This window comes from Streptomyces sp. NPDC046876, from assembly GCF_040645035.1.
Taxonomy (GTDB): domain Bacteria; phylum Actinomycetota; class Actinomycetes; order Streptomycetales; family Streptomycetaceae; genus Streptomyces.
On sequence record NZ_JBEYXK010000005.1, the window covers coordinates 120796 to 142564 of the forward strand.

General features: G+C 74.8%; 21 protein-coding genes and 1 pseudogene. 10 read left to right on the plus strand and 12 right to left on the minus strand.

The window, feature by feature from the left end:
* Nucleotides 1-324: 324 nt before the first annotated feature.
* The 3 genes from ABZ924_RS05240 to ABZ924_RS05250 all read left to right on the plus strand — a co-directional run bounded on the left by ABZ924_RS05240 (nt 325) and on the right by ABZ924_RS05250 (nt 2912).
* Nucleotides 325-1629, plus strand: coding sequence for an MFS transporter (locus ABZ924_RS05240; RefSeq protein ID WP_361904311.1), 1305 nt, complete (start codon nt 325-327; stop codon nt 1627-1629).
* A 67-nt stretch (nt 1630-1696) separates the two neighbouring features.
* The gene (locus ABZ924_RS05245) at nt 1697-1996 is read left to right on the plus strand and encodes an FmdB family zinc ribbon protein (RefSeq protein ID WP_361904314.1); all 300 of its coding nucleotides are present in this window, start codon (nt 1697-1699) and stop codon (nt 1994-1996) included.
* A gap of 82 nt (nt 1997-2078) precedes the next feature.
* On the plus strand, nt 2079-2912 hold the full coding sequence (locus ABZ924_RS05250) for an S-methyl-5'-thioadenosine phosphorylase (protein ID WP_361904316.1): 834 nt from the start codon (nt 2079-2081) through the stop codon (nt 2910-2912).
* 97 nt (nt 2913-3009) lie between these two features.
* Here ABZ924_RS05250 and ABZ924_RS05255 read toward each other — a convergent pair whose 3' ends face one another.
* A complete protein-coding gene (locus ABZ924_RS05255; protein ID WP_361904319.1) occupies nt 3010-3990 on the minus strand; it encodes a zinc-binding dehydrogenase in 981 nt (326 codons plus the stop codon).
* A 133-nt stretch (nt 3991-4123) separates the two neighbouring features.
* On the opposite strand from ABZ924_RS05255, the gene ABZ924_RS05260 reads away from it, so the two are divergent.
* The 3 genes from ABZ924_RS05260 to mscL all read left to right on the plus strand — a co-directional run bounded on the left by ABZ924_RS05260 (nt 4124) and on the right by mscL (nt 5786).
* Nucleotides 4124-4462: a helix-turn-helix domain-containing protein gene (locus tag ABZ924_RS05260; RefSeq protein WP_361904322.1), complete on the plus strand. Its 339-nt coding sequence runs from the start codon at nt 4124-4126 to the stop codon at nt 4460-4462.
* Nucleotides 4463-4634: 172 nt separating this feature from the next.
* Nucleotides 4635-5159, plus strand: coding sequence for a hypothetical protein (locus ABZ924_RS05265; RefSeq protein ID WP_361904559.1), 525 nt, complete (start codon nt 4635-4637; stop codon nt 5157-5159).
* A 141-nt stretch (nt 5160-5300) separates the two neighbouring features.
* A complete protein-coding gene (mscL, locus tag ABZ924_RS05270) occupies nt 5301-5786 on the plus strand; it encodes a large conductance mechanosensitive channel protein MscL (RefSeq protein WP_361904325.1) in 486 nt (161 codons plus the stop codon).
* A 4-nt stretch (nt 5787-5790) separates the two neighbouring features.
* Here mscL and ABZ924_RS05275 read toward each other — a convergent pair whose 3' ends face one another.
* On the minus strand, nt 5791-6033 hold the full coding sequence (locus tag ABZ924_RS05275; protein WP_361904328.1) for a hypothetical protein: 243 nt from the start codon (nt 6031-6033) through the stop codon (nt 5791-5793).
* A 95-nt stretch (nt 6034-6128) separates the two neighbouring features.
* Between ABZ924_RS05275 and ABZ924_RS05280 the strand changes: the two genes are divergently transcribed.
* Both ABZ924_RS05280 and ABZ924_RS05285 read left to right on the plus strand, forming a co-directional pair.
* Nucleotides 6129-7283 (plus strand): low temperature requirement protein A, encoded by a 1155-nt coding sequence (locus ABZ924_RS05280; RefSeq protein ID WP_361904331.1) that lies wholly within the window; start codon nt 6129-6131, stop codon nt 7281-7283.
* A 55-nt stretch (nt 7284-7338) separates the two neighbouring features.
* On the plus strand, nt 7339-8607 hold the full coding sequence (locus ABZ924_RS05285; RefSeq protein WP_361904334.1) for a cytochrome P450: 1269 nt from the start codon (nt 7339-7341) through the stop codon (nt 8605-8607).
* A 139-nt stretch (nt 8608-8746) separates the two neighbouring features.
* Here ABZ924_RS05285 and ABZ924_RS05290 read toward each other — a convergent pair whose 3' ends face one another.
* Together ABZ924_RS05290 and ABZ924_RS05295 are read right to left on the minus strand one after the other, a co-directional pair.
* The gene (locus ABZ924_RS05290; protein WP_361904337.1) at nt 8747-9238 is read right to left on the minus strand and encodes a DUF5949 family protein; all 492 of its coding nucleotides are present in this window, start codon (nt 9236-9238) and stop codon (nt 8747-8749) included.
* A gap of 57 nt (nt 9239-9295) precedes the next feature.
* The gene (locus tag ABZ924_RS05295; RefSeq protein ID WP_361904340.1) at nt 9296-9916 is read right to left on the minus strand and encodes a hypothetical protein; all 621 of its coding nucleotides are present in this window, start codon (nt 9914-9916) and stop codon (nt 9296-9298) included.
* Between the two features lie 165 nt (nt 9917-10081).
* On the opposite strand from ABZ924_RS05295, the gene ABZ924_RS05300 reads away from it, so the two are divergent.
* The gene (locus ABZ924_RS05300; RefSeq protein WP_361904343.1) at nt 10082-10531 is read left to right on the plus strand and encodes a DUF6299 family protein; all 450 of its coding nucleotides are present in this window, start codon (nt 10082-10084) and stop codon (nt 10529-10531) included.
* 108 nt (nt 10532-10639) lie between these two features.
* Here the strand turns inward: ABZ924_RS05300 and ABZ924_RS05305 are convergent, their stop codons facing one another.
* The 5 genes from ABZ924_RS05305 to ABZ924_RS05325 form a co-directional block, all read right to left on the minus strand.
* Nucleotides 10640-10840, minus strand: coding sequence for a hypothetical protein (locus tag ABZ924_RS05305; RefSeq protein ID WP_361904346.1), 201 nt, complete (start codon nt 10838-10840; stop codon nt 10640-10642).
* Between the two features lie 65 nt (nt 10841-10905).
* Nucleotides 10906-12909 carry a SpoIIE family protein phosphatase gene (locus ABZ924_RS05310; protein WP_361904348.1) on the minus strand — a complete coding sequence of 668 codons (2004 nt, stop codon included), beginning with the start codon at nt 12907-12909 and terminating at the stop codon, nt 10906-10908.
* 228 nt (nt 12910-13137) lie between these two features.
* The gene (locus tag ABZ924_RS05315; protein WP_361904351.1) at nt 13138-13401 is read right to left on the minus strand and encodes a hypothetical protein; all 264 of its coding nucleotides are present in this window, start codon (nt 13399-13401) and stop codon (nt 13138-13140) included.
* A 17-nt stretch (nt 13402-13418) separates the two neighbouring features.
* Nucleotides 13419-14693 (minus strand): NAD(P)-binding domain-containing protein, encoded by a 1275-nt coding sequence (locus tag ABZ924_RS05320; RefSeq protein WP_361904354.1) that lies wholly within the window; start codon nt 14691-14693, stop codon nt 13419-13421.
* 168 nt (nt 14694-14861) lie between these two features.
* Nucleotides 14862-16499, minus strand: a complete 1638-nt coding sequence (locus ABZ924_RS05325) for an ATP-grasp domain-containing protein (protein ID WP_361904356.1) — start codon at nt 16497-16499, stop codon at nt 14862-14864.
* A gap of 133 nt (nt 16500-16632) precedes the next feature.
* Between ABZ924_RS05325 and ABZ924_RS05330 the strand changes: the two genes are divergently transcribed.
* The gene (locus ABZ924_RS05330; RefSeq protein WP_361904359.1) at nt 16633-18243 is read left to right on the plus strand and encodes a glycosyl hydrolase; all 1611 of its coding nucleotides are present in this window, start codon (nt 16633-16635) and stop codon (nt 18241-18243) included.
* Between the two features lie 5 nt (nt 18244-18248).
* Here the strand turns inward: ABZ924_RS05330 and ABZ924_RS05335 are convergent, their stop codons facing one another.
* The 3 genes and pseudogenes from ABZ924_RS05335 to ABZ924_RS05345 all read right to left on the minus strand — a co-directional run.
* Nucleotides 18249-19391 carry a GNAT family N-acetyltransferase gene (locus ABZ924_RS05335; RefSeq protein WP_361904362.1) on the minus strand — a complete coding sequence of 381 codons (1143 nt, stop codon included), beginning with the start codon at nt 19389-19391 and terminating at the stop codon, nt 18249-18251.
* Nucleotides 19388-20149, minus strand: coding sequence for a lipopolysaccharide biosynthesis protein (locus tag ABZ924_RS05340; RefSeq protein WP_361904364.1), 762 nt, complete (start codon nt 20147-20149; stop codon nt 19388-19390). The genes ABZ924_RS05335 and ABZ924_RS05340 overlap by 4 nt, the downstream gene beginning before the upstream one ends.
* Before the next feature lie 497 nt (nt 20150-20646).
* Nucleotides 20647-21756: pseudogene (locus tag ABZ924_RS05345) on the minus strand (glycosyltransferase); the annotation flags it as partial.
* Nucleotides 21757-21769 lie beyond the last annotated feature (13 nt).

The window sequence follows — 21769 nt, forward strand, 5'->3', positions numbered from 1 at the left end:
TTCGGCCCCATTCAGCGGCCCTTGGAATGCGAACTTCCAGTTAATCCCAGGCGAAGACATGGCTTGTCGCCGGAATCACAAGGCGTGATAGCGGGCCTGCCTGTACGATAAAGGCACACCAGATCGAACCAACTCTGCCTGACGCAGAGCTGGCGCGACCGCAAAGCGGCCGTGGCTCCCTCCCGCAGTGGGCGCCCAGGTATCACTCGGTTCTGCGCAAGAGGACAGCTCTCGGGGCTCCCACATGTACGGGTGCGGTCGCTCACAAGGCGGTCGGCCGTCCGCAGACGGGGACGCTCTACCAGGCAGCGGAAAGGCCAGGCCGTGACATCCGCGGTCACGACCGACACGTCCGCCCGACCCGGCTACGGGCAGCTCCTGCGCACACCCGGCGCCCTCTCCTTCGTCCTCCCCGGCTTCGCCGCCCGCCTGCCCTTCGGCATGCTGACCATCAGCATCCTGCTGCTCGTCCAGCACGCCACCGGCTCCTACGGCGACGCGGGGATCGTCTCCGCCGTCACCGGCGTCTCCATGGCCCTGTTCGCCCCGGTCATGGGCAAGCTCACCGACCGCCGCGGCCAGAGCGCCGTCCTCGTGCCGGTCGTCCTCGCCCACGCCACCGCGGTCTCCGCCCTGACCGCGCTGGCCCTGCTCGGCGCCCCGCTGTGGGCGCTCGCGCTGGCCGCCGTCCCGGCCGGCGCCTCCGTCCCGCAGGTCGGACCCATGGTCCGGTCCCGCTGGGCGGCCAAGCTCGAGGGGTCCCCGCTGCTGCCGACGGCGGCCGCGTTCGAGTCCGTCACCGACGAGTTCACCTTCGTCGTGGGCCCGGTGCTCGCCACCGCCCTGTGCACCGGCGTCCACCCGGCGGCCGGCCTGTCCACCGAAGCGGCCCTGACCCTGCTCGGCGGCCTGTTCTTCGCCGCGCAGCGCGCCACCGAGCCGAAGGCCGTCCCGCAGGCGGCCCACGGCGAGAAGCACGCCTCGGCGCTGTCCTTCCCGGGCCTGCGCGTCCTGATCGTCGCGTTCCTCGGCATCGGCGCCGTCTTCGGCGGCATGCAGGTCTCGCTCACCGCCTTCGCCGAAGAGATCGGCAACCCGGGCGCCAACGGGCTGCTGTACGGCATCTTCGCGGCCGGCAACATGGTCGCCGGCATCACCATGGGCGCCGTCGCCTGGAAGATCGGCCCGCGCCGCCGCCTGATCCTGGGCTACGTCGGCCTGACCGCTGCCGCCTCGGTCCTGTGGGCCGTGAACTCCGCGGTCCTGATGGGCGCGATCGGCCTGCTCGTCGGCCTGTGCATCGCCCCCGCGCTGATCACCGGCTACACGATGATCGAGCAGCTGGTCCCGGCCGCCTCGCGCACCGAGGCCTTCACCTGGCTGACCGGCGCGGTCGCCTTCGGGCAGGCCGTCGCCGTGATCGTGGCCGGCCGCCTGACGGACGCGCACGGCTCCTCGTACGGATTCCTGGTGCCGATGGCGGCCACCGCGCTCGCGCTGGCCACCCTCGTGGCACTGCGGGCGAAGCTGGCCCCGAAGGCCCCCAGCCGGATCATCAGCTCCTCCGCGGCAGCGGCGGACTCCGCCGAGCGTGGTGTCGGTCACCGCGTGCCCGTGACGGTGGACTGATCGACCGGAATACGTCACCATGGAGCATCGTTAGCACTCATCGAGTCAGAGTGCCAGGAGGAAATTCGTGCCGACCTACCAGTACCAGTGCACTGAGTGCGGTGAGGGCCTTGAGGCCGTGCAGAAGTTCACCGATGACGCACTGACCGAGTGCCCGAGCTGCAACGGACGCCTGAAGAAGGTGTTCTCCGCGGTCGGCATCGTCTTCAAGGGATCCGGTTTCTACCGGAACGACAGCCGCGGTGCCTCGTCCAGCAGCACCCCCGCCTCCTCCTCGAAGTCGGCGTCGTCCACCACGTCGACGGCCTCCGCCGCCCCGGCCGCCTCGTCGTCGGGCAGCAGCGCCGGCTCCACCTCGGCCGCCTGACCCGGCCCACCCGGTTCCTCGCGAAGGCCCCGCCGCCCCTCGGGCAGCGGGGCCCTCGCGCATGCCCGGTTAGGGTGGCCGCATGGCTAACGCAGAGATCGGTGTCATCGGCGGTTCGGGCTTCTACTCCTTCCTGGAGGACGTCTCCGAGATCCAGGTGGACACCCCGTACGGGCCCCCGAGCGACTCCCTCTTCCTCGGCGAGCTGGCCGGGCGGCAGGTCGCCTTCCTGCCCCGCCACGGCCGCAGCCACAAGGTCCCGCCGCACCGGATCAACTACCGGGCCAACCTGTGGGCCCTGCGCTCCATGGGCGTGCGCCAGGTGCTCGGCCCGTGCGCGGTCGGCGGGCTGCGCGCCGAGTACGGTCCGGGCACGCTGCTCGTCCCCGACCAGCTGGTCGACCGTACGAAGTCCCGCGCCCAGACGTTCTTCGACGGGGAGCCGCTGCCCGACGGGACCGTCCCCAACGTCGTGCACACCACCTTCGCCGACCCCTACTGCCCGGTCGGGCGGTCGGTGGCGCTCGCCGCGGCGCGCGGCCGGGCCTGGGAGCCGGTGGACGGCGGGACCATGGTCGTCGTCGAGGGCCCCCGGTTCTCCACCCGGGCCGAATCGCAGTGGCACGCGGCCATGGGCTGGTCGGTCGTCGGCATGACCGGCCACCCCGAGGCGGTCCTCGCGCGCGAGCTGGGGCTCTGCTACACGTCGATGGCGCTGGTGACGGACCTGGACGCGGGCGCGGAGACCGGTGAGGGCGTCTCCCACACCGAGGTGCTGCGGGTGTTCGGCGAGAACGTCGGGCGGCTGCGCGAGGTGCTCTTCGACGCGGTGGCGGCCCTGCCCGCGACCGACTCCCGCGACTGCCTGTGCACGCACGCGCACGACGGCTGGGACCTGGGCATCGAGCTGCCGTAGGGTCCGGGGCCGCGCGCACCGGGGGCCCGGGGCCGCGCGTGCCGGGGCCCGGGGCCGCGCGTGCCGGGGTCCGGGGCCGCGCGTGCGGGTCCGGGGCCTACTCGCCCGTTACGCGCAGCAGCAGCTTGCCCGTGGTGGTCCGGCCGTCCATCAGGCGATGCGCCTCGGCGGCTTCGGACAGCGGGAACTCCGCGGTGATCGGCAGCTCCACCGCGCCGCTCGCGACGAGCCGGAAGGACGCGGCGGCGATGGCGCGCAGCGCCCGGGGGTCGTCCTGGGCGAGGGCGAGGATGGAGAAGCCGGCGACCGAGAGTCCGCGCGGGTACAGCTCTGCCGGGCCGGCCTGCCAGGGCGCGGCCCCGCCGGCGTTCCCGTACGAGACGAGCCGGCCGAAGCGGGCGAGGGCGCCGAGGCTGCGGCGCAGGGTGTCCCCGCCGACCGGGTCGAGGACGAGGTCGACGCCTCGGCCGCCGGTGGCCCGGCGCACCCCCTCGGGGAACCCGTCGCCGACGAAGACCTCGTCGTACCCGGACGCGAGGGCCTCCTCGGCCTTTCCGGGGCGCGAGACGACCCCGTAGACGGCGCCCGCTCCGGCGAGCCGGGCGACCTGGCCGGCCACGGTGCCGACGCCGCCGGCCGCGCCGTGGACGAGGACGCTCTCGCCGGCGCGCAGCCGGCCGACCTCGTGGATCAGGGCCTGGACGGTGGGCAGGACGGTCGGCAGGGTGGCGCCGGTGCGCAGGGGGATCCCCTCGGGCAGCGCGAAGACGGTCGCGGCGGGGGCGAGGGCGACCTCGGCGTAGCCGCCGTGCGCGGTGAGCGCGGCGACCTCCTGGCCCGGGGCCAGTCCCTCGACGCCGGGGCCGACGGCCCGGATCCGGCCGGAGACCTCCAGGCCGGGGCGGAAGGGCAGGGCCGGGACGCGGTAGCCCTCGGAGCGGGCCTTGAGGTCGGCGAAGTTGACCCCGGCGTAGGCGACGTCGATGGCCACCTCGCCCGGGCCGGGCTCCGGTACGGGCGCTTCGGTGACCCGGAGCACCTCGGGTCCGCCGAACTCCTGGAACTCGATCGCGCGCATGGCTGTCCCCCGACCACTAGACTGTTCAATGAAAAGCGAACACTGCTCTGGGGTGTGAATGTACGGTCTTCATCGAACACTCCGCAAGGGCAGGCAGGCACGGCAGGCGGTCGAGGAACGGCAAGGAGCCGCAATGGGACACCGGGCAGAACCAGAGCACACCCACCCGGAACAGGTGCCCGTCCAGGCCGCACTGGCCGCGCTGGCCGATCCGGTACGGCTCCGGCTCGTACGGGAGCTCGCGGCGGCGGGCGACTGGGAGCGGGCCTGCGGCACCTTCGACGTGCCCGTCGGCAAGGCGGCGCTGAGCCACCACTTCGCGGTGCTGCGCTCGGCCGGACTGCTCGAGCAGCGCGACCAGGGGCCGCGGCGGGTCAACCGGCTGCGGCGCGCGGAGTTCGAGGCGCGGTTTCCGGGGCTGCTGGAGTTGGTGCTGCGCGAGGAGACCGCGGGCGGGGCGGGCGCTGAGTAGCCCGGACGGGTGAGGGGGTTGTCCACAGGCTGGGGATCGTCCACAGGCGCGAGCGGGGGCGGGCGGGGCGGCGGATCGTGAGGGGTGTCCGGACGCCGGGTCCGGGCATCGGTGCCTACCCAGCTCGGTGGTGGTCGTCATGTCAGTCATGTCCGGGTCCACGTCCGGGGCCATGTCCGGGGCCGCTCAGGGCCGTTGTGCCCCTGCTCCCCTCTCGCCCTGTCCTCCCGCCCGGCCCGTGCCCGCGTTCGCACCGCTGCGGGTGGGCCGGGGCGGGGACCGGCTGCGCCGTGCCCTGCGGCGCCGGCGGCGGGGCGCCTCGGCGGCGCTGGCCGTCGCCGCGGCCGCGCTGGCCGTGGCGGGCGGCGCCCAGGCCGCCCAGCCGTCCCGCGGGGCCGCGCCCCCGGTGGTGAAACCGCCGCCCGCCCCGGTGCGGATGGTCTCGGCCCCGGTCCGGATCGCCGATGCGGCGACGGTGCGGCTGCTGCGGCCCGGGGACCGGGTGGACGTGGTCGCGGCCGAGCGCACCGGGGCGTCCCGGGTGGTGGCCGCCGGGGCGCGGGTCGCCGAAGTGCCCGCGCCGGAGCAGGGTGCGGGGGACGGCGGGGCGCTGGTGGTCCTGGCGGTGCCCAGGGAGACGGCGCGGGAGCTCCTGGGGGCGGGTGCGGTGGCTCGGCTGGCGGTGGCGCTGTGCTGAAGGGGACATTCATGCCGATTCGGACGGGCGTGCTGTCACGTCACCGCGGATCCGCCGCCGATTGGACACGCCGGGCCCCGACTGCCGTAGCTTTCGGAACCGTTGGCTCCATGTCGGGCGGATTCGAGGAGAGGCTCAGTGGTGAGCGAGAAGAAGGAGAGCGTCCTGGCGGGCTTCAAGGCCTTCCTGATGCGCGGCAACGTCGTCGACCTGGCGGTCGCCGTGGTGATCGGCGCCGCGTTCACGAACATCGTGAACTCGGTGGTCAAGGGGATCATCAGCCCGCTGGTCGGCGCCATCGGAACGAGGAGCCTGGACGTCTACTCCTCCTGCCTGAAGGGCCCGTGCGGCATCGACGCCAAGGGGGAGGCGATCGGCGTCAACATCCTGTGGGGTTCCGTGCTGAACGCCGCGCTGACCTTCCTGATCACGGCCGCGGTCGTCTACTTTCTGATGGTGCTGCCCATGGCGAAGTACCTGTCCAGGATGGAGCAGCGGCGCAAGGTCCGGGAGGGCGTCCAGGAGACCATCGTGGTCACCGAACTGGAGGTCCTCAAGGAGATCCGGGACGAGCTGGTCAGCCAGCGCCGCAGCGGCGAACCGGGGGTCCCCGGATCCCGGTACTAGCCGGTCAGAGGTGGTGCGGCGGCTTCTCGTCGAGGAAGCGGGCCAGGTCGGCCGCGCTCCCGGAGGACGGCGGCCGCTCACCCCACCCGCGGTCGGTGTCGTCGGCGGACTGCTGGTCCAGCGGGTCGTCGAAGACGAGCCGCGGCCGGGGCTTCGGCGCGGCGGCCGCGGACTCGGTCCGTGATCCGCCCTCCGCGGGTACGGGCGCGGGCGCGGGCTGCGGATCGGGGGCGGGGGCGCTGCTCATACCTCCAGGGTACGGGCGCCCGGGCGGGGCACGTGCGGGGCCCGGGGCCGCGCGCCTCGTCTGCCGGGCGGTCCACGGCTGGTGTGCTGGCCGGTATGACGTACGTACCGATGGCCGCGCGCGACCGGGAGGAGAGCCATCGGGCCTCCACCCCGCTGGAGCTGTTCTTCGACCTGTGCTTCGTCGTCGCGGTGGCGCAGGCCGGCCGGCAGCTGGTCCACGCGCTCGCCGAGGGCCACGTCGGCAGTGGTGTGAGCGGCTACCTCTTCGTGTTCTTCGGCGTCTGGTGGGCGTGGATGAACTTCACCTGGTTCGCCTCCGCCTACGACGTGGACGACGTTCCCTACCGGGTGGCGACCCTGGTGCAGATCTCCGGCGTGCTCATCTACTCGGCCGGTATCCCGCGCGCCTTCAACGACAACGACTGGACCATCGCCGTCATCGGCTACGTGGTGATGCGCCTGCCGCTCACGGTGCAGTGGCTGCGGGCGGCTGCCGGGGAGCAGGGCGCGGCCCGCCGCTGCGCGCTGACCTACGCGGTCGGGCTGGTGGTCTGCCAGGCCGCCTGGGTGTCCCTGCTCGCGGCGCCCGAGCACAGCCGCCGGTGGCTGTTCCTCGTGTGCGTGGCGGCGGAGCTGATGGTGCCGGTGGTGGCCGAGCGGGGGCACCAGACGCAGTGGCATCCGCACCACATCGCCGAGCGGTACGGCCTGTTCACCATCATCGTCCTCGGCGAGACGATCGCCGCCAGCACGGTCGCGGTCCAGTCCGCGATCGACGAGCACGAGGCCCTCGGCGAACTGCTGCCGATCGCGGCGGGCGGGCTGCTGCTGGTCTTCGCCGCCTGGTGGATCTACTTCGCCGTCCCGGTCCACGACCGGCTGCGGACCAACCGCGAGGCCATCCCGTGGGGGTACGGGCACTACGTGATCTTCGCGGCGGCCGCCGCGATCGGCGCCGGGATCGAGGTGGCGATCGAGCACACGGTCGGCAAGGCCCACGTCTCGCAGCTCACCGCCAATCTCGCGGTGTGCGTGCCGGCGGCGCTGTATTTGGCCTTCGTGTGGCTGCTGCACTCCCGGCACTTCAAGCGCGGCGCGGCCCAGCAGCTGACCCTGCCGGTGTCCGCGGCGGTGATCCTCGCCTGCGCCTGGACCGGGACGCACGCGGTGCTGTGGACGGGGCTGGTCGCCGCGGCCACGGTCGCATTGGGCGTGACCTTGGCCGATCGGGAGCGTTCTGGTGCGTGAGGAGCGCGGGCGGCGTCGGCCGCGGCAGCCGCGCCGGCGACAGGAAGAAGAAACGATGAACGTCCCGGTACAGCGGTACGCGCACACGGGCTCGGCGGTGGCGGAGTACGGGGAGCTCGCCGACCCCGCCTTCTGGCAGCAGCCCCCGGCCGCCCGGCTCGCGGCCTTCGCCCGGCTGCGGGCCCTGGACTCCCCCGTCTACGTGCCGGAGGGCAAGGGTCGCGGCCACTGGGCGCTCGTACGCCATGCGGACGTACAGGAGGCGAGCCGGCTGCCGAAGGTGTTCGCGAGCGCCCCCGGGGTGACCACGCCCGAGCCGGCCCGGTGGGTGCGGGCCCTGTTCGGGGACTCGATGGTCAACCTGGACGGCGCCGACCACGCCCAGCTGCGCAAGATCGTCCAGCGGGCGTTCACGCCCCGTCTGCTGGCGGCCGCCGAGGCCGACATCCATGCGGTGGCCGCACGGATCGTGGACGACGTCCTGGCCGAGGAGCCCGACGAGTTCGTCTCGGCGGTGGCGTCCCGGCTGCCGCTGGAGGTCATCTGCAACATGATGGGCATCCCGGAGCGCTACCGGCCGGAGATCGCCGACCGCGTGAACCACGCCTCCGAGAACATCGGCGTCGAGCGGGGCCTGGCCTCCCGGCTGCGGATGCCCGGCCGGGGGCTGCGGGCGCTGGCCCGGATGCAGCGGATGGTCGCGGGCATCGGCCGCGAGCGGCGCAAGAACCCGACCGACGACCTGATCTCGGCGCTGGTCTGCGCGAACGTGGACGGGCAGGCCCTGGGCGCCCGCCAACTCGGGGCGTTCTTCTCCCTGCTGATGGTCGCCGGAGTGGAGACCACGCGCAACGCGATCACCCACGGGCTGACCCTGCTGACCGACCACCCCGGCCAACGGGACCTGCTGCTGGAGGACTTCGAGGCGTACGCGGACGGCGCGGTGGACGAGATGATCCGGCACTCGACGCCCATCATCCAGTTCCGCCGGACGGTGGCCGCCGAACACACCCTGGGCGGGCACCTGTTCCGGCCAGGCGACAAGGTGGTGCTCTACTACGCCTCCGCCAACCGCGACGAGGCGGTCTTCCCCGACCCCGACGCCTTCGACATCACCCGCTCGCCCAACCCCCACCTGGGCTTCGGCGGCGGCGGACCGCACTTCTGCCTGGGCGCGCACCTGGCCCGGGTCGAGATGAAGGCCCTGTTCCGGGAGCTGCTGACGCGGCCGGTCGGGCTGCGCGCGGTGGGGCTGCCGGACCTGGCGGGGTCGAACTTCGACAACCGCGTCCGGTCGCTGCGGTTCGCGTTCGACCAGCCGTAGCGCCCGCGCCGGAGCACCAGAACCGGAGGCACCCACACCGGGGGCGCCCGCACCGGCGGCGCTCCCGGCGGGAGAGGGGCCGGCCGCCGGGCAGGCTGGGAGCCCGGCGGCCGGGGCGGGGGGGGGCAGGGCCCGGCTGCTAGTGGAGGCGGCGCACCGACAGCACGCAGTGGGCGCTGCCCGTGAGCACCTCCTCGTCGCCGGCGAAGGCCTGGAGGGTCTCCGGGGCGACCGGCCGGCCCGGCACGGCCTCGGGCCAGGCGCGCGTGGCGAACAGGAAGTAGGCCTGGCCGCTCTCGTTCGCCGCGTCCACCCACTCCTTCGGGGCGGTGCAGGTGGCGTTCAGTCCGGGCATGGTGAGGGCGAGCTGGTCGTTCGCCAGCACGATCTGGACCGGGAAGGCGTTCGGGTTGCGGGTCCCGTCCATGACGACGTCGCCGATGGGCAGGCCGATCTCCTCCAGCAGCCCGCGGGCGGCGGCCTCGCCGGCCTCCTTGCCCTGCGGGCCGTCGCCCAGCGTGTAGGCGAGGAGGTACGGGATGTCGTGGCCCTCGGAGGGGTCGCCGATCCAGGCGAGCACCGAAAGGGTGCCGAGCTGGGACCGGTCGATTTCGGCTTGAGTTGAAGTCATGCGCCGCACCCTAGTCGCCCGGCCGATGACCCCTTCACAGCCTTTCACCCGGGCGGGCTAGACCGCCCAGAATCCTTCTCCGGAATTCGACTGGACGTTCGCGTCCTGATACTGCAGGCGCACAATGCGAGCGTTTTTCGGAACTTCGAACACGACCCATCCCTCTGCCCGCTCACCGACCGCGAGGGAATCGAAGACGAGGGGTTTGCCGGTGGTCAGCTCACCGGTCCGCACCACGCCGTGGCGCCCGCCCGCGCTGTCGTACGCCCACATGCGCCCGAGCGCCCCGTACGAGGCGCCGCCGACGTTGACGAACGACATCGAGGCGGCCACCCAGCGCTTGTCGGCGGGCGGGGCGAAGTCCTTCTCGACGCTGACCGCGGGGTCGACGTACGCGTTGAGCACGGCCTGGAGGTGGCGGCCCACCTGGCGTCCGTGGAACTTCACGGAGTCGCCGACGTGGGCTTCCTTCACTGCGCCCTGGCCCTGGCCCGCGCCGGCCGCAGCGGGCGCGGGATCGTCCTCGGCGCCCGGCGCGCCGTCGTCCACCGGGACGGCGGGCGCCGCCGCGGGGGCGAGCGCGGCGCCGTCGGAGGACGCGGAGCAGGCAGTGGCGCCGAAAAGGAGGAGGGGCAGGAGGGCGGCGGCGAGGGCGGAGCGGGAGGCGGACTGGCTCATGCGCGATCCCTTCGGGGACCTTCGGGGACGTATTCCGGCCAGTCTCACGCGCCCGAGCGGGGAATTGCACACACCGACACGGGTGTGCGCGGCCAGTTGGCGCCCGACTGCCAGCACAATGCGTTCCGACGGATTTCCGCCACCCCGAATCCACCTGGAGGAACGATGGGTACGACCGGCCGCCGAATGGCCCTGGCCGCTCTTTCCGCTCTGGCCGCCGCTGCCGCATTCACCGCACCGGCCACTGCCGCGTCCCACAATTCCGCTATTTCCGTACAGCCGTACGCTCACATCGGTGAGGACGGCACGATCACCCTTTCCGGGACCTACCGCTGCAACGCGGGGTCACCCACGGGGGCGACGCAGATCTCCGCGACGGTGGTGCAGGAGGAGACGCACCTGACCACCAGCGCCGGCGAGGCCGTCTGCGACGGTGCCGAGCACGAGTGGCAGAGCACCGGCAGGCTCCCGCAGAGCCTCGGCCTGCCCGGCGACGTCCACCCCGGGGCGGCCCGGTTCGAGGCCCGGATCCAGGAGGTGCGCTTCTCCGGGCTGATGCCGAAGTCGGTCAGCGTCTTCGCCGAGGACGTCCAGGAGGGCGAGATCCTGACCTGAGCCGGGTCCCCGCTCCCGGGCCCCGCACGGTGCGCTGCATGGTGCGCCGCGTGGTGCGGCGTGCGCCGTGCGCCGTGCGCCGTGCGCCGTGTCGGCCGGTAGCCGCCGCTACCGGCAGGCGGGCGCCACGCCCGTCATCGACATGAACGCGACCGTCCGGCAGCCGGGCTCCGCGTGCCGGCGGCCCGTCGCCCAGCCGACTGCGGTCGGCAGTCCGGCGGCCAGCAGGAGCAGCGCCAGCAGGGCAGGGGCGGTGCGCCCGCTCAGGCGGCGGCGCACAGGAGGATCCGTTCCGTACAGCTCGGGCACGTCGGTCTCATGGAGGGCATCGTCGCCCCTCCCCCGGTCCGCCGCAACTCGGCGTGACCGTCCGGTCACCCCACGCTCCGGCGGCTGCCCGCCGTGTCGAACTCGCACCACACCGCCTTGCCGTCGCCGCGGGACTCCACGCCCCAGTGGGTGGCCACCGCGTCCACCAGGAGCAGCCCGCGCCCGGTGGTGGCCGCCTCCCCCGGCGTGCGGCGGCGCGGCCAGACGCTGGAGCGGTCCTTCACCCACAGCCGGATCCGCCGGGTCGGCTCGGGCAGCACCTCCATGGTCAGCACCGCTCCCCCGTCGGTGTGCAGCAGCGCGTTGACCAGCAGTTCCCCGGCCGCGAGCTCCACGTCGTCGGCGAGCTCGGGCATGCCCCAGTCCCGCAGGGCCTGCCGCAGCGCGTACCGGGCCTCCGACAGGCCCTCCGGGTCGGCCTGGTGGATGTACTGGTGGATCCGCGGGGCCCGGTGGGTGCCGGGGTCCGGGGCCCGGCGCAGTACCAGCAGTGCCACGTCGTCGCCGGAGCCCCAGCGTTCCCAGAGCCGGTCCGAGAGGTGGTCGGCGAGCGCCCCGGCCTCCTGCGGGCCGCTGCGGACCGCGTGGGCGAGGGCGTCCATGCCCTGGGAGATGGCGGTGCCGGGCTCCTCCACCAGGCCGTCCGTGCACAGCACCAGCGTCTCCCCGGGGACGAGGTCGAGCCGGGTCTCGGGGAAGTCCTCCTGCTCGAAGACCGAGGCCAGCCCGAGCGGCAGCCCGCCGCGCACGTTGGGCCAGCCGGTCCGCCCGTCGGTGTGCCGGATCAGCGGCCCCAGGTGGCCCGCGCGGACCGCTCGTACGCCGCCGGTCTCCAGGTCCACCTGGGCGTACATGCAGGTGGCGAAGCGCTCGGTGTCCAGCTCGGCCAGGAAGCGGGAGGCCCGCGCCAGCACGGTCGACGGCGGATGCCCCTCGCCCGCGTACGCCCGCAGCGCGATCCGGAGCTGGCCCATGATCGCCGCCGCGTGCGTGTCGTGCCCCTGGACGTCGCCGACGACGAGGCCGACCCGGTCGCGGGGCAGGGCGATCACGTCGTACCAGTCCCCGCCGACCTCCCGGCCGCTCCACGCGGAGTGGTAGCGCACGGCGATCTCCCCGCCGGTGATCTCCGGGATCCGGCGCGGGAGCATCGAGGCCTGCAGGCCGGTGGCGAACTCGCGCTCCTGGTCGAACAGCAGCGCCCGCTGCAGGGACTGCGCCACGATGCCGGCCAGGCCCAGGCACAGGTTGCGCTCCTCGGGGCTGAACTCGGTGCGCCGCCGGTAGAACAGCACCAGCCCGCCGATCGACTTGGCCTGGGCGATCAGCGGCAGGTAGGCGGCCGCGTCGAAGCGGATCCGGTTCAGGTAGTCCGCGAGCATCGGGAACTCGTCCGCGAGGGCCGTGAGCGAGGTGACGAACCGGGCCTTGCGGGTGATCACCGCCTGGGACAGCGGCAGGGAGCCGTCGAGCCGGGTGAACCTGCGCTCGCTGAGGATCTCCAGTGACTCACCGCTGAGCGCGATGATCTTGATGGCGCCGTTCTCGACCAGCCCCAGGGCCAGCCCGTCGGCGCCCAGCCGCTCCAGGGCGCCCGCGCCGGTCAGCGCCGCCGTGACGTCGTCGACGGTCACCGCCCGGGACAGGGCCTCGGTGGTCCGCTGCACGATCGTCGCCTGCTTGGCCCGCGCCGACTCCAGCTTGCGCAGCACGGTCATGTGGGCGAGCTCGGCGGTCGCGTCGCGCACGATCCCCACGATGCGCCGCGCCTGCCCTCTGCTGTCGCGCAGGATCCTGCCCTGGGTGTGTGTCCACTGGTCGGTGCCGTCGCGCCGCTGCACCGTGAAGTACGAGCCGTACGTCTCGGCGCCCCCGTCCAGCGCGGAGCGCACCGAATCCGCCAGGCGCGCCGCGTCGTCGGGCGGGATCCGCAGGCCGAGCCCCTCCGGGGTGTTGTCGAACTCCTCCGGCTCCAGGTCGAAGACCTCGTACGCGGCAGCGTCCAGCGACAGGGCCCCGGCCTCCAGGTCCCACTCGAAGCTGCCCATGCCGTTCAGTGCGAGCCGCTGCCCGGGACCGGTCACGGGGTCGTGGCGGCCCCGCCCGGGTCGCGGGCCGTGCCCCGGCACCGGACCGTGCCCCGGCACTGGACCGTGCCCCGGCACCGGACCGTGCCCCGGTCCCTGCACCGGTCCGTGGCCCTGCCCGTGGCCCGGTCCCTGCCCCGGCCCGTGCCCGGGCCTGTCGTGCTCCGCCGCTGCCACCAGTCACACCACCTAACGGCCGGGCCAGCACGGCTGGGAGATCAGCCGCTCCCACTCCTCGTCAGGATGCCCCGGGAGGGTGCGTCCGGCCTCCCGCCAGCGCTTGACGAGGGACAGGTAGATCGTCGTCTGGTCCGGCGCCGCATGCGCGGGAGGGCCGTACGGGCTCCCGTACGAGGAGCCGTACGGTGCGGCCCTCGCGGTCGCGGGCTGCTCCGACCGGCTGGCCGGGATGCGCACCCAGCCGCGGCCCTGTGCTCGCTGCTCCGCACTCATCGGCGACCCCTCTCAGCTCACCGCGCAGACGTCTTCGGATGCCCCGCGCCGGCCCGGGCGGGCCGTGCGGTCCCGAGGGGGCCGACCGGCCGGCCCCGGGCGCCGAGGCGCCTTCGGACTCCTGAGACCAGTCTCCCCGCCGTGAACCCCGCACCGTGCACGAATCGCATGGAAGGGCCGAATGAGGGAGCCGTCAACAGCCCCGCGAAGAACAGCCCCGGCCAGGAGGACTCGAAATCGGCGCCGAGCTCCGGCGTGCCGCCGTCCCCGACGGTCTCCAGGGCGGCCCGCAGCCGGGCGTCCAGCAGCCCCAACCGCGCCAGGTCCGGGTGGAAGCCGGTGGCCGCGATGACGTGGGCGACGTCCAGGACGACGGACTCGCCGGCTGCGGTGGTCAGCCCCAGCCTGGTCCGGTCGCCCACCGCGACCGCCCGGTGCAGCCGGTGCCCGAGCAGCACGGGCACCCGCTGCTCGAAGCGGTCGCGCAGCCACCAGGCCCCGGCGGGCCCGAGCGCGGTCGCGGCGATCCGCTCCCTGGTCGGCGCGGGCAGCCGGCGCACCGCCCACGGCAGCTCGGACCACACCCAGCTGCGCCAGCCGGTGCCCAGCCCGCTGTGCGGATTGCGCAGGGCGCGCAGGGCCGGCCGCTCCAGGGGCTGGGGCACGGTGTTCCAGTTCAGCCGGGACCGCCGGGCGACGAGGACGGGCCGGGCCCCGGTCTCGGCGAGCAGGGCGGCGGTCTCCAGGGCGGCCTGCCCGGCCCCGACGACGGCGACCTCCTGACCGGCGAAGCGGGAGAGGTCGCGGTGGCCGCTGCTGTGCGAGTAGTGGCCGGGCGGCAGCTCGCGCAGGGCCCCGGGGTGGCGGACGAAGGGCATCACCCCGACGGCGAGGGCGACGGTGCGGGCGAGCAGCGGCGGCCCCTCGGCGGTGCGGATGCGGAAGCCGTCGCCCTGCGGGGTGACCTCGGTGACGGTCACCTCCTCCACCTCGGGCGCGGCGCGCCGGGCGAACCACAGGCCGTACGCGCTGAAGACGTCGATCGGCAGCGGGCGGCCGTGCTCGGCGGCCAGCCCGCGGCCGGCGCAGTACTCGGCCAGGGTGTGCCGGCCGCCGGGGGCGGACAGGTTGGAGGACCAGGGCTCCGACTTCAGGTACATGCCCTCGGGCATGTGGTCGCGCCACGAGGCCATGGGCCGCCCGAGCACGCGCACGCCGATCCCGGCCGCCCTCGCGTGCGCGGCGATCGACAGCCCGTACGGCCCGGCGCCGACCACGACGAGATCGTCCATCCGCGTCACCGCTGTCCCTCCAGTCTCATGGGTCCTCCACCGGTCTCAGCGGCGGTACGGGGCCGGGGGCCGGGCGCGCCGTCACCACGGGCTTCCCCCGGCCCGGCGCGCCAAACGCCGCGCGGCCCGGTGTCGCCCGCAGGGCGCACCGCGCCGGCTCGCGTCCCCTCACCGGGTCACCAGCTCGTCCGGTTCGGCGGCTGCCGCAGGGCCCGGCGGGCCCTGCGGCGCCGTGGCGGCGGGCGGCGGGGCGGACGGAGCCGGTGCCACGGCCGCCGGCGGCGGTCCCGGGGCGGGCGCCGTCGGGCCGGTGGGCGGCGGCGCCGCGGGCGGGGCCAGGTCGCGGACGCGCTGGCGCGGGGCGCGCACCACCGCGCGCGCCGTGCGGCGGCCGTGTGCGGGAACCGTCCGCAGGACGCTCGCCCCCTTGCCCGCGCCGCGACCGAGGAACGCGGCGAGCATCGCGAGGAACGGCATCAGGTCGTCGGCGGCGAACCAGGCGGGCTCCACCCGCCCCCGCTCCGCCCGCGACACCGCCCGCAGCGGCCCGGTGCCGCGCACCGGCGCGCACACCGCCCGGCGCTCCGGCGCCCGCTCCGGCACGCGCTCGGCGCCGCGCTCCGCCGCCCGCTCCCGCACCCGCTCCGGCCCGCCCTCCGGCCGGCGTCCCGCCGGTACGACCGGCACCACCGCCGTCCGGCGCACCGGCTGCAGCGGCCACTGCCGCCCGCGCACCGCCGCCAGCAGCGCGTAGTTCTCCGCGACGAACACCCGCCCGGGCCCGCCGGACGGCTGCGGGACCTGCTGCCCCGTCAAGTCCAGGTACACGGCCTGTACGACGTCCAGCCCGGCCGCGTCGGTGAACAGCCGGAACTGCGCCCCCGGCCGGGGGTTGAAGTCCACCAGCCTGAAGCAGCCGTTCTCGTCCCGGCGGAAGTCCAGGTCCAGGATCCCCTGGTAGCCCAGGCGTTGGGCGATCCGCAGCCCGGCCTCCTCCACCGCCGGGTCCGGCAGCCAGCGCCCCACCGCCGTCAGCCCGGTGCGCACCGGCCACGACAGCTCCTTGCGGCCCGATCCCGCGAGCAGCGGGCGCCCGCCCCGCGCGAAGGCCCCGTGGAAGAACCAGTCCGTGTCGGTGCCCGCCGGCAGGAACCGCTGGAGCAGCAGCCGGCTCCCGGCCTCCCCGGAGCGCTCGTACAGCCGGCGCGCCTCGACGGCGGTGTGCACGAGGGTGGTGCTGCGCAGGCCGGCTCCCGCGGGCAGCAGCCAGGGCCGGCTCCACTTGGCGACGGCGGGCAGGCCGAGGCGCCAGGCGGCCTCGGCGGCCTCCGCCCCGTCGGCCGGGATCACGGTCTCCGGGTGCGGGATGTCCCAGCGCGCGCACAGCCGCGAGAGCTCCGCCTTGTCGGCCACGCGCGCCGGGAGCCCGTCGGGCTGATGGGGGATCCGGAACCGCCCGGCGAGCATCGGCGCGATCCGCGCGACGGCGATGGCGCTCAGGTCGTCCATCGCGACGAGCACCGCCGGCCGGCCGATCCGCTCGGACACCCCGACGAGGCACTCCAGCAGCGCCTCCGGCGCCTCGGGGTCCAACCCGCCCGAAGGCCCGGGATGTACGGCGTGCAGGTACCGCGAGCGCCCCATGGGACCTCCCCCGGCCTCGACGACGGCATGGACCTCCACGCCCTTGCGACCGAGGGATCTGACGGCGCCGAGGGTTCCGTGGTGGAACGGATTCCGGTCGAGTCTGAGCACAACAGCGGGCACATGGCCGGCGAACTCGTACATGGAAACGGTGTCTTTCACCTAGTCGGACCAAGCGGGGAGAGTGCGCAGCTGCGAATGGCCTACGCAGGCTGTCACCGGACAGGCCATTCGTCGGATGTGATGCCTAACGTCTGTGACAAGCACACCGATTCGGGAGAGCCCGGGAGATGCCATGCCCAGACCACACCGCCGCCTGGCGAGCACCTGCATCGGTACGGTCACGGCCGGGCTGCTCGCCACCGGCGCCGCCCTCGCCGCCCCCGACGAGGAACAGCCGAAGACGCCGGCGGACACCGCCATGGGCGCCTACCTCGACTACGGGCCGCGCGGGGTCGCCCGGATCCCACTCCTGTCGAGCTGGCTCGGCGGCCGGGAGATCCGGGTCGGCCACACGTATCTGCCCGGCGACCGGTGGTCCGGCATCGAGGGCGGCGTCGGCTTCCTGGAGGACTGGGCCGAATGGCGCCAGGCGAAGCAGGACCGGATGTTCGTCCTCAACGTCCCCATGCAGGAGCACAACGAGGGCAGGGTGCCCGACGCCCAGGTCGCCCAGCTGATCCGGGCGGGCGCGGACGGCGCGTACGACCACCACTTCAGGCGGCTCGCCGAGCGGCTGGTGGACCTGGGCGTGCCGGACACGGTGATCGTGCTCGGCTGGGAGATGAACGGGGTCACCTACACCCACCGCTGCGCGCCGGACCCGGACCGCTGGAAGGCGTACTGGCGGCGCATCGTCAACACGATGCGCTCCGTCCCCGGGCAGGAGTTCACGTTCGATTTCGCCCCCAACCGCGGTGCGGACGCGATCGGCTGGACCCGCTGCTACCCGGGCGACGACGTGGTCGACATCATCGGCATGGATTCGTACGACCAGGGCCCGGGCCGCACCTTCGACGACATGGTCACCCAGCCGTACGGGCTCCAGCACCAGGTCGACTTCGCGAAAGCACACGGCAAGCGGGTCTCGTACCCGGAGTGGGGGCTGTTCCGGCGCGGGGACAACCCCGAGTACGTGAAGCGCATGCTCCAGTGGATCGACGAGCAGAAGCCCGTCTACCACACCATCACCGACTACTGCCCGCACGGCGTGTGGCAGTGCAAGCAGAACCCGCGGTCGGCGTGGGCGTTCCGCAAGGCGCTGATGCCGCAGGTGCCCGGTCCGGTGGTCCCGACGCCCGTGGTGCCGACGCCGGTCGTACCGACGCCCGTGGTCCCGACGCCCGTCGTGCCCACCCCGGTGGTGCCCACGCCCGTCGTGCCGACGCCGGTCGTGCCCACCCCGCAGATCCCGCTGCCCGAGATCCCCGTGCCGAAGCCCTCGCAGGCCGTGCCCACGCCCGTGGTGCCCGCCCCGGTGTCCCCGGTCCCGGCCGAGCCGAGCCAGGCCCCGGTCGAACCGACCCCGGTCCCGGTCAAGCCGACCCCGGTCCCGGTCAAGCCCACGCCCGACCCCGTCGAGCCGAGCCGGGCCCCGGTCGAACCGACCCCGGTCCCGGTCGGGCCGAGCCCCGAGAACCCCGCCCCGGAGCCCGCGCCCGTGCCCTCGCCGTCGGTCTCGCCCCACGCACCGAGCCCGGTCCCGAGCCCGGTCCCGAGCCCGGTCGTGCCCAAGCCCCAGCCGCAGCCGACCCAGCCGCCCCGCCCGCAGCGGCCCTCGCCGGTCAACAGCACGCAGTGGTGCGTGCCGATCAACGTCGGCGAGTGGCTCTCCAAGCTGGTCGGCAAGCAGTCGGTCTGCATCACGCTCGACTGGGGTGCGGACTCCGGCTTCTGGCCCTGGTAGAACCGTCATCGGACCCGCAGTTCGTTGAGCCGGGCCCGCCAGTCACGGGCGGCGGGCAGCGCCTCGCGCAGCGCGTCCACCGCCCGCTCGCGCCCCGCGACCTGCGACTCGTGCAGCCGCAGCAGGGGCGCGAGCGCCGAACGGGCCATCAGGAACCGCTGGTTGACGACCGTGTCGGGCCGCCAGTGGTTCTTGTACGGTTCGCTGCCGCGCAGGAAGCTCACCACGGGGCGGCCCTCCGCCAGGGCGCGGCTGGCCTCGTAGCGCAGCAGCAGCGTCGCCACGTCCACCTTCCGGGTCCGCAGGTCCGGGTCGGCCCCGTACAGGTAGCCGCCGCTCAGCGCGCCCGACAGCAGGGTGACGTTGGCGGCGACCACCTTCCCGTCGAGCCGGAACTCGGTGAGCCGCCCCTCGCCGGCCCGGACCATCCGCCGGGTGGCCCGGGTCAGGTGCTCGGCGAAGCGCGGCTTGAGGTGCTCGGGGGTCACCCCCCGGCCGCGCCACTGCTTCTCGTGCAGCCGCAGCAGCGTCCGTACGGCCATCGGCACCTCGTGCTCGGTGACCTCGTGCTCCTCGATCCCGGCCGCGTCGGTCTTGCGGAGCTTGGCCCGCACCCGCTGGGCCCCGGAGGCCGGCATCCGCTTGACCAGCTCGTCGAACGGCAGGGCGGGCAGCTCCATGCACGTGGAGTCGGCGAGCTTGCTGCGGGCGCCGGGCCACTGGTCGTAGACCGCCTCGGCGGCCGCCCCGGGCCGGACCTCGCGCAGGTCGACGACGGCGCCGCGGGCGGCCCGGTGCAGGCCGCGGGCCAGCGCCGGGACGACCTGCTCGGCGTGGTCGGCGGCCACGAGGACGTCGAAGTAGTCGGTGATGCCGCCACCGAGCGGGACAAGCAGCGGCAGCGGCCGGTGGACGAGCATCAGCGCGGCCGCGCCGACGAGTTCCCCGTCGCGGCGCACGAGCACGAGGCGCAGCCGCCCGTCCCGGCCGTACGACAGCCACCAGGAGTGCAGCCAGGCGTGGCTCTGGAACGGGGTGGCGGTGGGGCAGGAGCGGAAGAGCCGGTTCCAGGGTTCTTCCAGGGCGGCGAACTGCCGGGGGTCGCGGCACAGCGTCACCGACAGGGCCCCGGTGGAGCCCGTGGTCATCGCACGGACTCCTTCTCCTTGGCCTCGGTGTGACCGCCGTGCTCACCCTGGGCGGGCAGGGAGGCGTACTCCTCGACCTCCTTGGCCTCCTTGGCCTCCCTGACCTCCTTGACCTCCGTCACGTCCCTCGCCTCCCCGGCCGCGGTGTCCTGCGGGCGCCGCGCCCGGCCGGGCCGGGCGAGCAGCCACAGGCCGCCGAGCAGCCCGCCGGCGCACAGGCCGACCGCGCCGCTGACGGGGGCCGACGGGGAGGCCGGCTCGGTCGGGGCGACGGCCTGGTTGAACAGGATCAGCTGCACGCCGGTGTTCTTGGCCGCCTGGTTGCTGCTCAGCGAGAGGGCGTCGGCGACCGCGTTGGCGATGTCGGCGGCCTCGGCGGCGCTGCCGGAGGTGCCGGTGACCGCGATCATCGGGGACTCCGGGGAGGTCTCGGCCCGCACCTGCGTCCGCAGCCGGCGGGCGTCGATGCCGGCGCGGGGCTGGGCGTACGCGAGGGTGGAGCTGCTGGTGGCGATACGGGCGTACGCCTGCGCGAAGCCGAGGGCGGTGGCCGGCTCGGTGGTGTCGTCGGGGACGGCCACGACGTAGCTGGTGGCGGCGTACTCGGGCGCCTTGAGGACTCCGTACGCACCGCCCGCGGCCAGCCCCAGCAGGGCGGCGGCGGGCAACGGCCACCACGCGGGCGGCGGCAGCAGCCGTGCCCGGCGGCGACGGCGGTCGGTCTTCTTCTGGTCGGCGGTGTCGGCGGTGTCGGCCATGTGTGTGCTCACTTCCTGGGTGAAGAGGGTTTCCCGCGGGCCCCGTTGCGGGCCGCGTCAGGAGGGTCGGATCAGCCGTTGTCGCCGGGCCCGGCGTGCGCACGGCCCGCCGGCGGCAGCCCCGGCCCGGGGTCCGCGGCGACGGCGGGCCCGGCGCGCCGCCGCCCGCCGCGGCGTGCCGGCGGGGGCACCGCGGCCACCCGGCCCGTGCCGGGGACCGCGGTGGCGGGCGCCGCCCGATCGGGGGCAGCCCCGGCACCGGCACCCGGCACCGGGACGGAGGGGCCTGCAGAAACGGGCCCGGCCGCCGCACCGGTGCCTGCCGGATCCGTTCCGGACAAAGGCCCCGGAACCACGTCGCAGCCGGGCGTGGGCATCGCCTCGACCGCCGCTGCGGGCGCAGTGGTCGGACCGGCGCCTGCAGGTGCCACGGCCGGGCCCGTGTCGGATGCCGTACGCTCCGGGGCTGCGCCCGCCGCACCGGGCGCAGGCGGCGTCAGGGCCTGGTGGTAGACCGCCAGGAGGCGGGCGGCGGTGTGGGCGATGTCGTAGCGGCGGGCCACCGGGGGCGGTGGGAGCCGGCGGGCTCCCGCCTCCATGTGCCCGCGCAGGGCGGCGAGGAGTTCCTCGGCGCCGGTGCCGATCCGCCGCGCGCCCGGCGCCTCGGCGGCCGGCAGGTCGTCGATCGCCGGGCAGGTGACGTGCAGCACCGGAAGCCCGGCCGCCAGCGCCTCGACCACCGCCAGCCCGAACGCCTCCTCGCGCGACGGCGACACGAACACGTCCATGGCGGACAGCAGTGCGGGGATCCCGAACGTGCGGCCGTCCGCGCTGTCGCCCAGCGGGTCCCGCTCGCCCAGCAGGTGGATCCGGTGCTGCGCGCCCAGCCCGGCGGCCAGCCGGCGCAGCGCGCCCCGCTCCGGTCCCTCCCCGGCCAGCAGCAGGTGCGCACCCGGCAGGGCCGCGACCGCCCGGACCAGCGCGTCGAACCGCTTGCCCGGCACCAGCCGCCCGACCCCGCCGACGACGAACGCCCGCTCGGGCAGCCCGGTCCGGGCCCGCACGTCCCGGCGCGCCCCCGCGTCGAAGCGGAACCGGGCGGCTTCGATGCCGTTCGGGACGACGTGCACCCGCTCCCCCGGCACGCCCCACTCCCGCAGCCGGTCCGCGACGGTGTCGGAGACGGCCACGGTGGCCGCGCCCATCCGCTCGCCGGCCAGGTACAGCGCCCGGACCCCGCGCGTCAGCGGCCGGCCCTCGATCTCGCCGTCGCCGAGGGAGTGCTCGGTGGCCACGACCGCCCGCACCCCGGCGAGGCGGGCCGCGAGCCGCCCGTACAGGCAGGCCCGGTACAGGTGGGTGTGGACGAGGTCGTAGCGGCCGGCCCGGATGAACCGCAGCAGCCGCGGCAGCGCCCCGAGGTCCCGGTTGCCCCGCATGCCCAGGTGGACCACCCGGACCCCGTCGGCGCGCAGCCCCTCGGCGACCGGGCCCGGGTTGGTCAGGGCCAGCACGTCGCAGCGCATCGGCAGGTGCCGCAGCAGCAGCCGCAGCTGCTGCTCGGCGCCGCCGATCCCGAGCCCGGTGATGACGTGCAGCACCCGCAGGTCTGCCGGCTCC

Coding starts and splice junctions, on each gene's coding strand:
- ABZ924_RS05285 (WP_361904334.1), top strand. CDS start 7,339: ATGAACGTCCCGGTACAGCGGTACGCGCACACGGGCTCGGCGGTGGCG.
- ABZ924_RS05300 (WP_361904343.1), top strand. CDS start 10,082: ATGGGTACGACCGGCCGCCGAATGGCCCTGGCCGCTCTTTCCGCTCTG.
- ABZ924_RS05310 (WP_361904348.1), bottom strand. CDS start 12,909: ATGGGCAGCTTCGAGTGGGACCTGGAGGCCGGGGCCCTGTCGCTGGAC.
- ABZ924_RS05275 (WP_361904328.1), bottom strand. CDS start 6,033: ATGAGCAGCGCCCCCGCCCCCGATCCGCAGCCCGCGCCCGCGCCCGTA.
- ABZ924_RS05340 (WP_361904364.1), bottom strand. CDS start 20,149: ATGGCCGACACCGCCGACACCGCCGACCAGAAGAAGACCGACCGCCGT.
- ABZ924_RS05295 (WP_361904340.1), bottom strand. CDS start 9,916: ATGAGCCAGTCCGCCTCCCGCTCCGCCCTCGCCGCCGCCCTCCTGCCC.
- ABZ924_RS05255 (WP_361904319.1), bottom strand. CDS start 3,990: ATGCGCGCGATCGAGTTCCAGGAGTTCGGCGGACCCGAGGTGCTCCGG.
- ABZ924_RS05315 (WP_361904351.1), bottom strand. CDS start 13,401: ATGAGTGCGGAGCAGCGAGCACAGGGCCGCGGCTGGGTGCGCATCCCG.
- ABZ924_RS05290 (WP_361904337.1), bottom strand. CDS start 9,238: ATGACTTCAACTCAAGCCGAAATCGACCGGTCCCAGCTCGGCACCCTT.
- ABZ924_RS05250 (WP_361904316.1), top strand. CDS start 2,079: ATGGCTAACGCAGAGATCGGTGTCATCGGCGGTTCGGGCTTCTACTCC.
- ABZ924_RS05335 (WP_361904362.1), bottom strand. CDS start 19,391: ATGACCACGGGCTCCACCGGGGCCCTGTCGGTGACGCTGTGCCGCGAC.
- ABZ924_RS05320 (WP_361904354.1), bottom strand. CDS start 14,693: ATGGACGATCTCGTCGTGGTCGGCGCCGGGCCGTACGGGCTGTCGATC.
- ABZ924_RS05265 (WP_361904559.1), top strand. CDS start 4,635: ATGTCCGGGGCCGCTCAGGGCCGTTGTGCCCCTGCTCCCCTCTCGCCC.
- ABZ924_RS05330 (WP_361904359.1), top strand. CDS start 16,633: ATGCCCAGACCACACCGCCGCCTGGCGAGCACCTGCATCGGTACGGTC.
- ABZ924_RS05280 (WP_361904331.1), top strand. CDS start 6,129: ATGACGTACGTACCGATGGCCGCGCGCGACCGGGAGGAGAGCCATCGG.
- ABZ924_RS05260 (WP_361904322.1), top strand. CDS start 4,124: ATGGGACACCGGGCAGAACCAGAGCACACCCACCCGGAACAGGTGCCC.